This is a genomic window from Phaeobacter sp. G2 (genome assembly GCA_025163595.1).
Lineage (GTDB): Bacteria > Pseudomonadota > Alphaproteobacteria > Rhodobacterales > Rhodobacteraceae > Pseudophaeobacter.
This window is the reverse complement of the sequence record CP104100.1, coordinates 338,371-354,273: the sequence shown is the minus strand read 5'-3', so window position 1 is coordinate 354,273 and position 15,903 is coordinate 338,371. Positions and strand designations below refer to the sequence as shown.

The following is a 15,903-nucleotide window of genomic DNA, read 5'->3' as shown; positions in this document are numbered from 1 at the left end:
GGGCGGTTTGAAAGATCACTGCCCCATCGTTAGGGTGGCGCACCGGCAGTTGCAGCACCGGCAGTTGAGGCAAGGAATTCAGATGTCCAAACAGGTTGACAGCACAGGTGACAGCCCGGCTTTTGTTCATAGCATTCGGGTTGGCTGGGGGCACTGTGACCCGGCGCAAATCGCCTATACTGGCCATTTGCCCAGATTTGCGCTCGAGGCGATTGATGCCTGGTGGGAGCACCACCTGGATGGCGACGGCTGGTTTCAGATGGAATTGGACCGCGGCACCGGCACCCCCTTTGTCAGCATGAACCTGGAATTTCGCTCCCCGGTCACGCCGCGCCACCGACTGGAGTGCGCTGTCTGGCCCTGTGCGATCGGCACCAAATCCGTGACCTTCCGCGTCGATGCACATCAGAATGGTACGCTTTGTTTTGAAGGCCGGTTCACCTGTGTCTTCATCACCCAGCCAGAGTTCAAGGCCCGTCCTGCCCCGGCGGATTACCGCGCGGTGATCGAAGCCAACCTGCAGCCCGAATAGCGCTCACTCATAGCACTCACCCAAAACACTCATCCGATGGATCAGACCGGCTCTCGCAGCCAGTCTGCTGCAAAGTCAACGGTTCCAAGCCCGGCAAAACGGGCGGTGCGCTCCAGCTCGGCCTCTAACCGTTTGATGCGCGCAGGGGTGAATGTAACGCCGCGCTCCGGCCATAGCGCACTTACCCGCAGACACTCAGCCGGGCGATCCGCCTTCATGTCGATGCGCCCGACCATGCGCTGCCCCTCAATCAGGGGAAAGACATAATAGCCATAGATGCGTTTGGGGGCCGGAGTGAAAACTTCGATGCGGTAATAAAACCCAAACAGCCGTTCAGCCCGTTTGCGATCCCGCAGCATCGGGTCAAAGGGGCTGAGAACCCGCATCCGGCCCGGCGCAGGTGCCAGCTCTGCCGCCTGATCCACTGTGCCCGGTCGGGCAAAGCATTTGCGCAGGCTGCCGTCTGCCGCCTCGACCTCGATCTCTTCGATCTCATCGCGCGCCTTGGCCTGTTGGCACCACTGCCGCGCCTCAGCAGCACTGGCAGTGTCCCAAAATGCCGCCAGCTCACCTGAGGTGGCAAAGCCAAGCCGGTCCAGCGCCTGTGAGCACAGCCAATCCACCGTCGGCGCCGGATCCAGCGGCGCCGCAGGCGCATGCAGCGCCTCGTCAATCACCCGCTCTGTCAGGTCATAGCGTTTTTGAAAGCCGGACCGCCCAACAACGGTCAGCGCGCCGGTGCGCCACAGATACTCCAGCGCCGTCTTGGACGGGTGCCAGTCCCACCAGCCGCCCGAGCTCTTTTTCTCGCCCTTGCCCAAATCCGACGAGCTGACCGGCCCATGGTCCCGAATATGGGTCAACACCGTGTCAAACTGCTGCTCAAACCCGTCACGGCGCCAATTGCGCCAGCGTTTGCGCAGCAGCGCCTCGTCGCGCTGAAACCGCAGATGCCACTGCGGATAAAACGCCAGCGGGATCATCGCCGCATCATGGGTCCAGTGCTCAAACAGCGCCCCGCCGCCATGATAGAGATCCGTCAGATGTTTGGCACGATAGCTGGGGCGGCGGGAATAGAGGATCATATCATGGGCCCGCGCCACAGTATTGATACTGTCGAGCTGCACAAATCCCAGCCGGGATATCAGCTGCAACAGGTCCCCGCCTTTGGAGGCCCCGCTTGGCTGTTCCAACAGGGCGTGGCGATCCATAAACAGCCGCCGCGCCACCGCATTTTCAAGACGTGGCAGAGCCATCAGCGCCGCTTGAGCGTGTCACCATAAGAAATGGTGGGGGTCAGCGTCACATGGTGTTCTTGCGCCGCCTCGGGATCATCCAATTGCGCCGCAATAATCTCGGCGGCCTTGCGACCGATCTCCAGCCGACAGGCATCCATGGTGGCCAATTGGCGCGGCAGGCCCTGCAGCAGCTCAACCCCGTTAAAGCCAGCAAGACCAATCTGTCCGGGCACATCAATGCCCTGATCCATCAGATACAAAAGCCCGCCTGCACCAATCATATCGTTGGAATAATAGAGAAAATCCAACTCAGGAGAGCGTTCCAGCATCTCTTGCGTCATCTCACGCCCCTTGGCCAGGGCTGAGCCGCCGGAATAAAACGCCCGGTCTTCGATCTCGACGCCTTCTTTGGCCAGGGCTCCGGTAAAGCCCTCAAACCGTTTGCGGGCGCGGTGATCCAGTGGCATTTTGGTGCCCATGAAACCGATATGGCGATAGCCCGCTTTCAGGATCGCCTTAGCCATCTCACTGCCGGCCCGGCGATGCGAAATCCCCACCATCGAATCCACCGGCTTGCCGTCGGTGTCCATGATCTCCACCACCGGAATACCCGAGGCATTGAGCATCGCCCGCGCCGCTTCGGTATGCTCCAACCCGGCAATGATCACCCCAGAGGGCCGCCAGGACAGCATCTCATAGAGAACTTTTTCTTCTTTCTCCGGCTGATAGTCCGTCACCCCGACAACGGGCTGCAACGGGGTATTTTCCAGCACCTGATTGATGCCCGTCAGCACCTCGGGAAACACCATATTGGACAGCGAGGGGATGATCACCGCCACCAGATTGACCCGCTTAGAGGCCAGCGCCCCGGCAATCTTGTTGGGCACATAGCCCAATTCCTTGGCGGCGGTCAGAACCTTCACCCGGGTCTTTTCAGAAACATCTCCGCGGTTTCGCAACACACGGCTCACGGTCATTTCTGACACGCCTGTGGCTTCTGATACATCACGTAGGGTGAGCGGGCGCTTGGGGTCCGTGGTCACGTTCTAAGGCCTCATATTTTCTGCTGCTTTTAAGGTTAGCCAGTGCGCGCGCCCAGTACAATGGGGCGTTGCAGGAAAGGAGCGCGACAAAGCCGTCGAATAATCAATAACCAAGGCGCCACGCCTCATTGTGATACCCCGGAGGATTTGCTATCGCGTAAACAAGCCCGGCCCCGTGGCTCAACTGGATAGAGCAGCCCCCTCCTAAGGGGCAGGTTGCAGGTTCGAATCCTGCCGGGGTCACCAAAAACACCTGAAAAATATGGCTTATTTACAGGGCTTTGTGCAGAAGCGTGCAGAAAGTCCCGCGAGCTTTCGGGCCGAATTCTGCTGAAACAGCGGAATTCTCGTACAAAACCTGTACAAAATTCGCACGTCTTTGCGCAGTTTGGGGCCTTCCAATGAGCTGGCGGGTTGCGAACACATGCGCGGAACGAAAGTTCGGAAGCGCAACGCGCAAGCAGATCATCATGTTTTTGGCGGATAAGGCGAGCGACGATGGCTCAGGCATCTGGTGTTCGAAGGGAACGATCCAGCGGCACACCGAGCTGGGGGAGACCACAGTCAAGCGAACCGTGCGTGAGTTCCTGAGGGAAGGTATCCTGATCGAGACTGGCGCGCGGACCTGCAAGAACGGATTCACCGTCGTTTACCGGATCGATCTAGCGAAGGTGGAAGCGCTGGAACCCACGCTTGAGCCCGAGATTGAGACGGGGGCCACAGTGGACCCCGTCCAGACTGGACCCGGAGCGGGGGCCACAGTGGCCGGGGTACCGGGGCCACCACGGCCCCCAAACCACCCTAAAACCGTCCATAGACCACCTACGCGCGAACGCGAGGCGGCGGAGTATGAAGAGGCTGAGAAGATTTTGGGAGCCTATCCGCCCGACCGATTGCGCGGCAAAGAGGCCTGCCTTGCCCATATCGAAGAGGCCATGAAGGAAGGGATAAGGCCGGAGGATTTGCTACAAGCCGTCAAAGCCTACGCCACCGACAGCGCAGGTTTCAGCCGCTCCAAGGTCTGCTTTTCTGACAACTGGTTTCAGTCGCGGCGCTGGCAGGCCTATGTTGAGAAGCAAGCGGAGGACCTAGAAAAGACAGCGGCGCTGCAAGCCGACCACAATGCACGGCTGGCCTGCTGGATCAGTGACCGCAGCCCGATGTGCAAGCACATCACGGCCCCTCAGGTCACGGCGTTGCTGGCGTCGAAGATGGTGACCGAGGCCCAAATCCAAGCCGCAGGCCTCAGATCATGACCGCTACCGATCCGACAGAAGAGCAAACAGCAAGGCGACCCATGTCATACGCTGGCGCTGCTGACACGGGACCTTGCGAGGGGCGGCAAGCCTCCCCTTCGAACCCCACCGGCGCGGGAAAAGCCCGCACCAAAGAGCCGCTGACCGAGACCTTCGTCTTCCGGTGCACAGCAGCAGAGAAGGCCCAGTTGCGCGCCAAGGCCGAGGCTGCTGGCCTGCCCGCTGCGACCCTGATGCGCGAGGCGCTTGGCCTGACCGAAGCCCGCCGTCGCAAGCCGATCCCCCGCGTTGACCCAGCGCTGGTGCTAGCTGTCGGGCGCATCGGTGGCAACCTCAACCAGATCGCCCGCTGGCTGAACCGCGCGATGCTGGTGAGCCGTGTCGACCTGGACGCGCTCACCGTTGCCCGCCGCCTGCTGACCATCGAGCGCCAGCTTGCCCAGATCATCGAGGCCGCCCGCCGATGCTGATCAAGTTCTTCCGCAACGGCAAAGGCGCGGGCGCTGGTCCGGTCGGCTACCTCGTGGCGGACAAGGTGCTGGCCTATGACGACAACCGCGACCTGATCCGCGATGCAGACGGCGAGCCGGTGACCGTCACCCGCGACCCGCTGCCGGAGGTCTTGCGCGGCAATCCCGACCGCACAGAAGCCTTGATCGACGCCAGCCGTCACCAGTGGACCTACCGCGCGGGCGTGATCAGCTTTGCCGCCGAGGATGCCCCTAGCGATGAACAGCAAGCCGAGGTCATGGACCACTTCGAGCGGCTGGCCTTCGCGGGGCTGGACCCGACGCAATATGAGGTGCTCTGGGTCCGACATACCCACGAAGACCGCGTTGAGCTTCACTTCTGCACACCGCGCTTGGAGCTGACCTCGGGCCGCAGCCTGAACATCGCGCCGCCGGGCTATGAGAAAGCCTTCGACAGCCTGCGCGACGTGATGAACCAGCGCCACGGCTGGGCCGACCCGATGGAGCTGGAGCGCACCCAAGAGGTCCGCGACACCATCGAGACCCCGACACGCGCCCAAGGTCGCGACGAGCTGCATTCGTGGGTTCTAGATCAGGTCAGCGTGGGCCTAATTACTGACCGCGCTAGCATGCTCGATGCACTCGCCGATGCAGGCTTCGACCTGCCCCGCGTCGGCAAAGCCTACCTAACTGCCCGCGATCCCGACACCGACGAGCGCTGGCGTCTTAAAGGAGAGATTTTCCATGAAGGCTGGCAAGCCGACCCGGCTGAGCGAGAAGCTGAACGCGGAACTGGACACGATCCGGCAGGACTACGCCGCCTCGATGGCATCCCAACTGGAGAGCTTCAGGACCGATTTGAACAGCATTGCGACCAACGCGCAGCGTACAATCGAGATCGATACCCGCACCTTTCTGCGACAGAACAAGAGCTGGCTGACGATCTCACCCTGGCTGATCACGGGGGCGTTCTTGGCGGGGATCGTCTCGATGATGACGGCGAGCTTGCTCTGGACGCTGATGCTGGCGAACTCCGAGATGACGGACTTGGGCCTGACGCGGATCGACAGGGAGGACGGGACGTGGCTGGTGCTGGACCCGACCAAGACGCGCCTGAGGACCTGCACACTAGGCGGCAGGTCAGTGACCTGCATCAAGATCGAGGAGGATTAGATGACGACACCCCTGACAGCCTTGGAACGCGACTTGCTCGCCTGCGTCGAGCGGTTGGTGACGGCCTGCGAAACCTCAGCAAAGGAATTGAGCGGGTTAGAGGAACGCTCGACGACGAGGATGCAGAGCCAGCTGGATGGATTGGCCGCCTGCGTGTCGGTGCTCATTCAATCGCAAACGGCATCCGTGGCTGCGTTGCACGGCTTGCTGAGCGAGGGCTCGAACTACGGGAAGCTGCGGAGGCAACTCGAGACCAGCTTGAAATTAGTGAAGGCCGCCGAAGAGAGGTTGAGACAGAGCTAGAAGAGCGAGAGGTCGAGATGGACCGGGGGATGACGCATTAGGGATAAGTTGAGTTGGTCGGTCCTAGAAATCTGATGGAATTTTCATAGCGACATCAGAAAACGAGTAACTCAGGCTATCAACGCGCCTCACATAAGACTGGTCCTCATCAAATTTGAACTTGGCTGCGTTAAAAATGCATATATTTCGGCCAGATCCAACTGAGCTACCAAATGCTATTCCGTCAAAACCTCGGCGTATCAAGCAATCGGACAAGAGTTGCGTTGCAGCATAACGATGGCGCTCTTCCGGAACGACGGGCGCGCGAAGAAGGGCGTCGACATGATGAACGATGGAAAAATCGTCGAGTCGCTGATCGCAAGAGGCAAAATTCGATATCGATTGATCAAAACTGGCGATCCGCAAGCGTTCTGTCGAACGAAAGCCGCCAACTGACATTAAATGCCCAGGATGTGGCCGGATTTCAGATAATGCGGTATCAACATCACTGGCTAGATAAAGCACCGAGACACCCTGGCGATTTGCCCGGCCTGCGTTAGCAGAAGGGGGTGGGAGAGCTCCAATTTCGTTACCTTTGAATGGCACCGCTATATGTGTAACCTCTCCCGCACCGACGTGATACGACTCTTCACTGACCCCCGTTCTTGAGCGAAACCAAAGACTTCCTTCATCGATCCAATAATCGAGGTCATTCTCGACACGGGATAATAGTGCCTCCATCTCCGGTTCGATCAAATGAAAATTCTTGTGCGTCAGACCCTGCTCTATGTCCCGTAAGGGCTTACAGACGGTTTCTTGAAGAGAGAATTGAAGTCCCCGCATTCCACCTTCATCGCTGCCTGCATATAGACAAATACCTTTGTCAAAATCGGGATAGACCCCACCTTCCTCCTCAATTCGTATGGTAAAAGCATCGGCGTATTCATCGGAGGTAGCATTGCTCACCAGTGGGTTATCTTCGGATAAGAGCAGGCTCTGGATCGAAGTTCCTCCCCAGTGGTGGTTGTATTGATCCTCATTAAAATGAAACCTGATCAACGCTCTGAAAAGGTTCACCATTTTCTGAAAATTCTTAGGGTTAAAAACCTTAGCAGAGTCGGACGCGCAAATGCCACACACGCCTTCCGCCAAGTCACTCTCAACCAGTGCTAATATTTCTGGGTGCTTTGCACAATTTGCGCAAAGGCTAACGCTGTCATCTTCCCAGCTATCTTCTTGTTCAACCATTCAGTGTTCCTGCATCTTAGAAAGAAAACCCCAATGTTTTTAATCGCTAATGTGGAGATGGAGCATCAAAAACTATGGAGCACATGTCGTCATAAGCCAAGGTCAAAGACTTTGGATGACTCCAGTTGGAGAGCGACGTCGCATCGGTCGAACTTGGGTTCGAACCGGCCTTTTCTGTGTCACAGAACCCTTCAGTACAATCGCAGGATTTCACATATTTGCGCGGCTGATGTCCGCTAGGCGGCAACGAGCGGCTCGATACCAGACACGTCGATTTCTTTGGCCGCCACCGCCATGTTGTAATTCGTCTGCAAGTTGACCCAATATGCCGGAGTAGTGTTGAAAACACGAGCGAGGCGCAGAGCCGTGTCAGGCGTGATCCCAGTCGTGCCCTTGATCAACCGCTCGATGCGCGTCCGAGGGACATCCAGCCGCCGCGCAAACGCGATTGCCCCCATGTCCAGGGGGTCAAGGTAAAGCTCCTTCAGGACTTCACCGGGGTGCATTGGTTCTTCAAGCAGGCTCATCAGCGTATCCTCTTATTGGTATACTATCTTACCTGATCTAGTTTGGCTAAATCCGCAGAAGTCCACGGCGGCAGGTCTCCATCCGCCTCAGCACGACGGTAAGCCAATTTTTCCATCCAATCGCGTGATCCCTCGTTTGGGTGATCCCGAGCCAGCTCTTTCAGGGCAATGTAGGTTTCCTTTCCTGGAATCTCAGCTAAGAGGTTGAAAATAGAGTTTCTTCCATCTTGGGCATCGTCGCGCAGCCCAGGCGAGTAAACACCGGTTCCCGCTCGCTCAATATCGTCAGAAGAGCGGATGTAACGATGCATAAGCACATAAAGGCTCTTAAGAATTTGAGCCGTCCGATAACTTCCCATGGCAGGACCTCTTCCGGCACCATGGCGCCCACCCATCAGCGCCGTGACAAAAAGCTGCGCTGACTTTGATGCCTCTGCGTCGCCCTGGCTCTCCAGCCACGTCTCCAGTGCCGGGACAGCATCTTCGGCATCCGTATCGACCCAAAGAGCATAAATACTTGCCTTATCTTCGACTTCTTTGCCACGATCCAGCCGCTCCCGCGCGAAATTTGCTAAGCTGTCGCCAGATGCACCTCCGCTTCGCAATATGTGAAGAGAATGGCGTAGTGTGTCAGGATGTATAGACCCAGACCTTTCGAGTTCGCTCAAGATGTGCTCGATCAGTGCGCTGTGAAGCCAGGGTGCATGGTAAACGATGTCTTGCAAAACATGGTGTGGCGTCTTTTCTGGCGTAGAGTTCTCAAACTCCCAGCGAATTTCTGGAATCAAGGCCTTCACCACAAGAGCACCACGCACCTTGTTAGCCGCTTCGAGCCAAGTCGGAAAACCGTTCAATTCCCATGTTGCGTACCGCAACATGTGCCTGAACTCTGCTTCGGAAAGACTACCTAAGAAGTCCTCCTGCTCCGCTGCTTCAATCTCAAGTCCAACAAGCCCAAAGATGACTGCGTAAGGGATCCCGTCTGATTCCGTGCCTTCAGACCTTAAGGTCGGCTTGTAGATCCGCCAATGCGCAATTGCCGCATCTCGATATGCTTGCGCAACATCTTCGCCAAACTCGGGTATCAGAGCCTTCCAGTCTGCTCCGCCATGGCGATCCGTTCTCAGACCATCTTTCTCAATCTCTGACATCAACCAGAGATGGTCATACGTAATCTCGCCTGGCTCGACGCCTTCTCGGCTTCGAATTCGGTTCGGATTGGATTGCAGTTCACCAATCCACCGCGTCCTGTCTTCGGCCTGCTTTCTGAGTTTACGCTCCTGTTTACGCTCAAACTTTCTTTCTCTTCTTTCGAACGCTTCTGCCTCTTTCGATTTGGAAGCATCCAGAAGCTCCTCCAAACGTGTTGAAAGAGGTGCTGCGCCGCTGACCGCCGACCGAAGGACATCAAGCGAAGCAGGCGGCAAATCATATGATTTGTAGATGCGATAGGCCAACGAAACAGCGATCAATTGGTCGTCTTCGATCGGACGTTCGGCGATGAAGCGCGTCACGCGGTCAAAATCTCCAGCTCGGAAACTCCAAAAGTGCCCCAAGTACTGGACGGGCCAGTCGTCCGTAAGTCGCTCCCCTTTTTCTTCTAATGGGCGGCGCACTACTTCCACGCTACTCCAAAATAGCACGTCATTTAACTCCGGCCATCTTGCTAGACGGTCTGCAAGTTCATCCTTGCGGTCCCTGAATTCAACATCTTGCCAGAACCGTGCCGCAGGAATTTTCAACATGATTTCGATGGATGCCTGATCAAATGCTGCTGTTGCACGTTGAACTACGAGACGTTCAACTGCGTGCAGGGCCGGGGCCAAAAGCCAAGCGAATTCTTTCGATACTTGGCATTCTCTACGCTCTGCAACGGGCGGGCGGTCGAGGAACTCGTTCAATCCACTCACCAAAGCTGCAAGCGGGCCCTTTCTTCCATCTCTCTCGGTCGGAAGGCGGTCGATAAAAGCATGGATCGCTTCTGTAAGGCCACTTGTCTGAAACCTTTGATAGGGAGGAAGAAGGTCAAGTGACGCCAACAAACGCTCAACGCTAGCAAGATTTGGCGCACAGTTGTGCAGAATTTCTGCGAGAAGTCGTCGGTCTATTTTATTGGTCTCCATCTGGCACCTCCAAGAGCGAGTCCCATAGCCTGTCGCGTTGTTCATCGGAGCCGCTGGTAAACACGGCTCTAGCTGCTGCGATGCGTGCATAAAGCCCTCGAGACCTGTTGCAAGCAATGTCCAGGAGCAAAGGCAGGCAATCGGTCATCTGACCTTGCCAAACCAGGCGACCTAAGAAGAATAGGGCGTCGTCGTTCTCGGAGTGCTTATCAATTAAGGTTGCGACATCCGTGGTCAAATCAGCATGAGCAATTCGGGCAATTGCTTCATTGTCGCGCGCTCCGCGATCATCTTCGCCTCGAGCGATCTGTTCGACAATGCTATGTATTAGGCTTCTGCGTTCCTCGACTGGAAGACTCGCTACATCTCCGCCTTCTACCGCAATTTCGGGGCGAATTGCAGTCGCCTCACGACGAATTCCGTCATCGAGCAATACAAGCCATGGAAGAATCGGTCGAAAGCGTGGAGTTAGTATCCGTTCCCCATACTGCTCCCTGATCAGCATCGCTTCGATTTCTGTTCTCCGCTCAGGTTTCGCTAAGTGTTGAGCAAACCACTCGGCTGCTAACAGTTCGCGAATGTCCCTATGTCTGAATCTGACCAGACCGTAGACTGGATCAGTGAACAGAGTGCATCCGAGCAATGCTTGGATATCCTCTTTGGGCCAATCTGGCAGCGCTTCCAACAGGTTAAATCCGCGGTCAGTGATGTCGGATCCAGGAACACGTATCTCAGCTTCGCCGGTCAGGATCACTGAAACTGCGATGCAGCATGTAGCTTCGCGAAGTTTGCTTTTGTCGATTGATCCAGTAGTCTGATCGATGTCATCGAGTTGGGTCGTAATGCTATGGCTAAGGTACCCAAGCCGACCACCTAGCTCTCGGTCGGACCGCCACTTTGCAAGAATTCCGAGTAGATCGAAGGGGCGGCCCGACAGAGTGGACAATCCAGTCCTTTTGATCTCGCTCATCATCTCCTCAATATTGGCAGCGCCTAGATGAGCGGCAAACATCCTGATGTCATCGTCATCAAGATCGTCAAGGAGGACGACCTCAACCGAATCTGCAAGCTTACTCGGATCAGACGCTGCTGCCTGGGCGGCCTCCTCGAGATCTTCTTCGCCAAGCTCCTCAGCTTTGGGAGGTTCGTATGGCAATAGCTGTTCCAAAAGCTGCCGATCCGTTAAGGCCCGCCACGCATAGCTACGACTCGAAATAATGATGTAAGCGCGTTCTCGTGCGTCTGCTATTCGTGTAGCAAATTCTTGCATCGCTCTTTCGAAGGTCAGAGAGTCTTTAAGAAGGGCTTCGTCGACGGAATCTAGGAAGAACCAAGCATCATCGTTTGATCCAAGCCATGCCTCGAAGCTTTCGGCGTCTCCAATGTCGAACGCAGCTTCAAAGGCTTCGCTTATGTTCTCGATCCTTATGAAGAAAGCGTGCCTGCCGCGCTGCTCAGAATAACGAGCGCGTCCAAGCATTTCATGCGTCTTACCTGCGCCTGCGTCCGCGATAATCACACAGCGCCGCTTTTCTTCGATGACCTCCCATCCAAAGCTGCTTTTGCCAAAAAGGTCTGGCTGAACGGTTTCGCGGTCGGCATCTCCGTCTTCAGACGGTCGAAAAGTAGGGGAAAAACGCCTTTCTAAGGGAACACTTGGTCCTTGACTGCTCATCCTGCGTCTCCCGGTGTATTGGGATATAAGAGAGGGAACCATCGCTCGACCGCGTCTGTCGGAAACGCGAGTCTAAGTGGAGCACGATGGTTTGCCGTGACCAGCATCCCGCGTTTCAAAAGCGCCGAAGTAACCTTACGTGCGGCACGTTCTTCGTAGTTCGTCAGCATCGGGATTTTGGCGCGCTCTACCTGACCGGCGAGCGCGGCTTCTCGCAAAACCATGAAGCTTCCTTTCTCTAGCCGCTTAGCACGAATTTCCTCCTCAATATGGATTTCCATGCGGCGCAAAAGCTCCGACGGGTCAAGCAACCCTTCCATGAATTCTACCTGGTCGATTGAGCGCTCGAGGAAAAATTTACAAAATGAGAGCAAGCCGGACTGAGTAAGGTTTCCACGGCCATCGCGGTCACCGTGTCGAGGATGATCTGCGGCCGTAAGGCGTAACTTATAATCTGTCTCTTCACGCGCGAGACCTCGAGCAACCGACCAAAGGCTTGTCCCGATTCCGAGCCGTTTGAGCAGCGCATGCGACATCAGACGCGCAACCCGACCATTCCCATCTAGAAAAGGATGAATCCATAAAAAGCGATGATGCGCCGCACCTACGGACTGAATTTGACGCATTCTTGATAATGTCGGCGAAACGTACGCTCGATCAAACCGCGCGAGGAAGCGCGGGACATCGTCATAAGCAGGTGGTAAATGCTTGCCGACTTCAACGTCAATGCGCCGGAACTGCCCAGGAACAACTTGATGGCGCTCGCCAGTACTCGGGTTTTCAATCCAAAGCATATCTTCAGGCAATAGTTGGCAGAATTCTCGGTGTAGCCAACGAGCATATGCCGCCGTGGTCGGCCAAACGGCGGGATCACGACCTTCGTCAATTAATTTCTGAACATGGATATGCGCGACAGCTTCAAGTTGGAGATCACGTTCTTTCGGCTCTGTTGAGAAGTCGTCTGCCAGAGCACGTTCGATATCTCGAGGATGTGTATTATGGCCTTCGATTAGGTTCGAGTAGTAGCAGTTCATTGACCTTACAAGATCACCGACTGACTTTTGAAGAGTGGGATGAACTCGCTTTGCCAGCCCGCTAGCGCTTTCTACAAGTTTTAATGCGCTGTCTTCGAGCTGCTGTATGGCTGCATCTTCTGGCAGCATTGGTTCCATCATAGTTACATCCATACGACGTACTGTGCCGGTTTTTATGCCGGTTGTAAATTCATATTTTTCAGTAAGTTAATGTGCATATTGAGCTGGCTTTGTGCCGGTTCATGTGCCGGAGATTTATATTACCCGAGAATAAATCATGGCGCGCCGGCCTTGTTGAGTTTGGTTGCCCGAAGTTCGCGGACGCTTGGCGAACCTAGAAGAAACCAAGCCGTTCCCAACGTCTCAAGGAAAATCGCTGAGACGTCACCAGATGGGAGCTTAAGGGTATGACCAATGCTTGCCATTCGGTGCTCGATTTCCCCGAATTTCTTAGCGTTGTCATGGTGATGCGCTCCACCGCATTTATTGGCGACGAAACGAACTATTGCTTCTCGATCAAACTGCTGGCCAGCGAAAGCAACGCAGGGTTGCTTCATAAATATACCCAATTTTTGCTCCGTCTGCGTGTGGTGGCGTGGCGAAGCCGCTCTCTCTCTTTCAAACTGAGGGCGGTGGGGACTGTTTTGTCCAGGTTCTCGGTAGAGATAATATGGAAGAATCTCTTGCTTGCCAATTTGGTAGCCTCCGCATGCGAACAGCAGTGCATTGCTTGTAGGGACTTCTCGCAGATCTGGGGCCATTATTTTCAGATCTAGGCCGTTTTCATGCGCTACGTGGTTCAAGTTTCCGTCAAAGAGAAACCTCAACGATATGCTGGCCTTTATGGCCTGCTTGGCAGAAGCAGTTTCGTTCGTAGCTTCTTCCAACAGATCGAGGTGAATTTGTACTATCTCAGTGCGATTAATCAACGGTTTGCTAGATATCATTGCTAGTAATCCGTTCCTCTAGGCCAAACTCTTACCCCGTTGAAGGGTAGGTAGTTAATCGCCGGGAAAGCCGAGGAGTGGCATACTATGCTTTGCTCACTCAGCAATTAAACGCTCCAATTTCTTGCTCGCGAAATGCAAGGTCAGAATTGAGCCTGTCAGCACAGGAACTAGAGCGCCTGCCACGGCAACACAGATGACTACGCATGCTGTGAACCAACTGAAATCAGTGCCGCGTTCGAAGAAGCTGAAATGAAGGAAGCCCGCTAGATAAACGGCACAGACGCCAAAGTATAAGTCATAGAGCGGCGATAAAGGGTCTATAGCGGTTCGTTGTGCTCGTTCCAAAGTTGCCCGGCGAATACGCTTCCAGTTCTCGCTTGGTTTTTGCATTTTCTCACTCCCTTGCGAATTCGATCCAAGTGTGGACCTCATCATCCGTTACTTCCCGGCCCTTGACGTGCGACTCGTACCAGCGCGCGACGATGGCCCCTCGCTTCTCACTTTTGATCTTGATGTTAGCGCTCACCAGGTGCTGATCGAGCGAGGTCTCAATTCTTTTCAGCGCATCGAAATCATGACCGGCGCGGATTGATTTTGTGCCAAGCAGCAGCCAAGCAACGTCAACGTCATACTTGTTCTGCATCTTGATTAGGGCTTCGACCGGGACGCCGCGCTTGCCCTTTTCGTAGCTGTGATAGGCTCTATGCGAGACGCCAACGGCTTCGGCCATCGCGGCCTGAGAGACGCCTATTTCGCTGCGACAGATCGCGAGGCGTGCGCCTATCTCAGCAAACAATTCGGCATCTTCTCGCGGCATGCAAGTTTCCTAATTGACCATTGCGCAATTTTGTATAAACATAGCACAAAATGACGTATATTTACGTTTCAACTCATCTGACCACGTCAGAAGGTGCAGAACAAGCGATTCCATGCGTACAGCGAATTCAACCCAAACGAACAAGGATGACTGAAATGGCAGAAATCGACAAAACCGACAGCTCGCAAATCCTGGGGCTTGGAAAGACGCCAGCGCAGTGGGTTGAGATTATGGCCGAGCGAGAGATTGAAATTTCCGAGCGAACCTTGCGCGAGCGGGCAAATGAAACAGGGGCATTCTACCGCCTTGGGCGGACCATGCTGATCACACCCGCGCAGATCGATACGATTTTTGAAGGAGGTCAGTCATGCCGCTCGAAATCTACAAGAGGGGCCGAGTTTACTGGGCGAAAGGCTGGGTCGAGTACAACGGCAGGCGTATCGCGGGCCCATACCGGCGAAGCACTAAGGCATCTACAGAAGCAGGCGCACGGGACTGGGTAGCCCGCGAAACAGAGGCACAAATTCATCGATACGTTTTCGGAGATGAACCGCGCATGACTTTCGCTGATGCGATCTTGATCTACAAGGCATCACCGAAAGCAGCGAAGCAGCTCATCCCCATTGTCGAAGAAGTCGGCGATCTGCCTCTGTCCGCGATCTCGGGCAGGATGCTTAAGGAGCTGGGGCCAAAGTTAAAGCCAGATGCTTGCACAGACACGTGGTGGCGGGAAATTGTCACTCCCGCCTGTGCAGTGATCAACAATGCCCACGATTTGAAGAACACGCCAATGATCCGCGTAAAGGCATACGACAACTTTGAGCGGATCGCTCAAGACAAGCGACGTAATAAACCGAGTCGTGTGGAGCGAAAACCAGCGGACAAGGAATGGATCGATGCGTTTTGCAGGGCTGCTGATCCATACAATGCTGCATTGGTGCGCTTCATGTTTGAGACGGCGGCGCGGATTGATCAGGCCGTATCATTGGAGCCAGACGATCTGCGGCCCGCCGAAAACAAGGTCAGGGTGAAGGCACAGAAAGGTCATCCCGAAAGTTGGATCACCGTTTCCCCACAGATGATGGACGAACTGCTGGCCTTGCCAGCCAAGCGACCCAAGAACCGCAAGACTGGCAGGCTCATGAAACCGCGCGTTTTGGCTATGGCAGTTCGACCGGCTACAACACGCGCTGGAAGACGATCTGCAAGCGTGCAGGCATTCCATACCTGTCGGCACACCCGGCAGGGCGGCATGGGTTCTTCACAGAATTGGTCGTGCGCCAAGGCGTTGACCCGGTCACCGCTGCCAAGGCTGGCCGCTGGTCCGACCCCAATTTGCCGATGCGCATTTACGCCCACGCAGAGACGGATGAGGCCGATGTCAGGGCCCTATTTCGTACAAACCACGTACAGGCGGACACTGTAAAAACACACAAGAGCAAGAAATCACAGAAGGAATAACGCTATGAACGGTTCCCTCCTAAGGGGCAGGTTGCAGGTTCGAATCCTGCCGGGGCCGCCAGCGCCGTTGGTTT

The 15,903-nt window shown here is 55.5% G+C and carries 16 protein-coding genes and 1 tRNA gene; 7 read left to right on the top strand and 10 right to left on the bottom strand.

All coding sequences use genetic code 11. The features are described from left to right. Window positions 1-82 precede the first annotated feature (82 nt). A complete protein-coding gene (locus N1037_01720) occupies window positions 83-532 on the top strand; it encodes an acyl-CoA thioesterase (GenBank protein ID UWS79764.1) in 450 nt (149 codons plus the stop codon). Window positions 533-573: 41 nt separating this feature from the next. Here the strand turns inward: N1037_01720 and N1037_01715 are convergent, their stop codons facing one another. Both N1037_01715 and N1037_01710 read right to left on the bottom strand, forming a co-directional pair. Next, on the bottom strand, window positions 574-1,788 hold the full coding sequence (locus N1037_01715; GenBank protein ID UWS79763.1) for a winged helix DNA-binding domain-containing protein: 1,215 nt from the start codon (window positions 1,786-1,788) through the stop codon (window positions 574-576). Beyond that, window positions 1,788-2,747, bottom strand: coding sequence for a LacI family DNA-binding transcriptional regulator (locus N1037_01710; protein ID UWS81289.1), 960 nt, complete (start codon window positions 2,745-2,747; stop codon window positions 1,788-1,790). The genes N1037_01715 and N1037_01710 overlap by 1 nt, the downstream gene beginning before the upstream one ends. A gap of 235 nt (window positions 2,748-2,982) precedes the next feature. Between N1037_01710 and N1037_01705 the strand changes: the two genes are divergently transcribed. The 4 genes from N1037_01705 (at window position 2,983) to N1037_01690 (ending at window position 6,056) form a co-directional block, all read left to right on the top strand. Further along, window positions 2,983-3,059 (top strand) — tRNA-Arg (locus tag N1037_01705). Window positions 3,060-3,214: 155 nt separating this feature from the next. Then, window positions 3,215-4,069 (top strand): hypothetical protein, encoded by an 855-nt coding sequence (locus N1037_01700; GenBank protein UWS79762.1) that lies wholly within the window; start codon window positions 3,215-3,217, stop codon window positions 4,067-4,069. Between the two features lie 41 nt (window positions 4,070-4,110). Then, window positions 4,111-4,539: a MobC family plasmid mobilization relaxosome protein gene (locus tag N1037_01695; protein UWS79761.1), complete on the top strand. Its 429-nt coding sequence runs from the start codon at window positions 4,111-4,113 to the stop codon at window positions 4,537-4,539. Beyond that, window positions 4,533-6,056: a relaxase/mobilization nuclease domain-containing protein gene (locus N1037_01690; GenBank protein UWS79760.1), complete on the top strand. Its 1,524-nt coding sequence runs from the start codon at window positions 4,533-4,535 to the stop codon at window positions 6,054-6,056. Before N1037_01695 ends, N1037_01690 begins: the two co-directional genes overlap by 7 nt. A gap of 22 nt (window positions 6,057-6,078) precedes the next feature. Here the strand turns inward: N1037_01690 and N1037_01685 are convergent, their stop codons facing one another. From N1037_01685 to N1037_01650, 8 genes are all read right to left on the bottom strand, one after another. Beyond that, entirely contained in the window at window positions 6,079-7,242 is a 1,164-nt protein-coding gene (locus N1037_01685; protein ID UWS79759.1) for an RES family NAD+ phosphorylase, read from the bottom strand. A gap of 236 nt (window positions 7,243-7,478) precedes the next feature. Then, window positions 7,479-7,769, bottom strand: a complete 291-nt coding sequence (locus tag N1037_01680) for a HigA family addiction module antitoxin (protein ID UWS79758.1) — start codon at window positions 7,767-7,769, stop codon at window positions 7,479-7,481. Between the two features lie 23 nt (window positions 7,770-7,792). Further along, on the bottom strand, window positions 7,793-9,892 hold the full coding sequence (locus N1037_01675; GenBank protein ID UWS79757.1) for a hypothetical protein: 2,100 nt from the start codon (window positions 9,890-9,892) through the stop codon (window positions 7,793-7,795). Then, entirely contained in the window at window positions 9,879-11,567 is a 1,689-nt protein-coding gene (locus N1037_01670; protein ID UWS79756.1) for a hypothetical protein, read from the bottom strand. Before N1037_01670 ends, N1037_01675 begins: the two co-directional genes overlap by 14 nt. Beyond that, entirely contained in the window at window positions 11,564-12,742 is a 1,179-nt protein-coding gene (locus N1037_01665) for a Fic family protein (GenBank protein UWS79755.1), read from the bottom strand. Before N1037_01665 ends, N1037_01670 begins: the two co-directional genes overlap by 4 nt. A gap of 134 nt (window positions 12,743-12,876) precedes the next feature. Further along, window positions 12,877-13,548 (bottom strand): hypothetical protein, encoded by a 672-nt coding sequence (locus N1037_01660; GenBank protein UWS79754.1) that lies wholly within the window; start codon window positions 13,546-13,548, stop codon window positions 12,877-12,879. A 96-nt stretch (window positions 13,549-13,644) separates the two neighbouring features. Continuing rightward, a complete protein-coding gene (locus tag N1037_01655) occupies window positions 13,645-13,941 on the bottom strand; it encodes a hypothetical protein (protein ID UWS79753.1) in 297 nt (98 codons plus the stop codon). Window positions 13,942-13,945: 4 nt separating this feature from the next. After that, a complete protein-coding gene (locus N1037_01650; GenBank protein ID UWS79752.1) occupies window positions 13,946-14,368 on the bottom strand; it encodes a helix-turn-helix transcriptional regulator in 423 nt (140 codons plus the stop codon). A 155-nt stretch (window positions 14,369-14,523) separates the two neighbouring features. Here N1037_01650 and N1037_01645 point away from each other — a divergent pair, with 155 nt between their 5' ends. Together N1037_01645 and N1037_01640 are read left to right on the top strand one after the other, a co-directional pair. After that, window positions 14,524-14,871, top strand: a complete 348-nt coding sequence (locus tag N1037_01645; protein ID UWS79751.1) for a hypothetical protein — start codon at window positions 14,524-14,526, stop codon at window positions 14,869-14,871. 53 nt (window positions 14,872-14,924) lie between these two features. Further along, window positions 14,925-15,794, top strand: coding sequence for a site-specific integrase (locus N1037_01640; GenBank protein ID UWS79750.1), 870 nt, complete (start codon window positions 14,925-14,927; stop codon window positions 15,792-15,794). Window positions 15,795-15,903 lie beyond the last annotated feature (109 nt).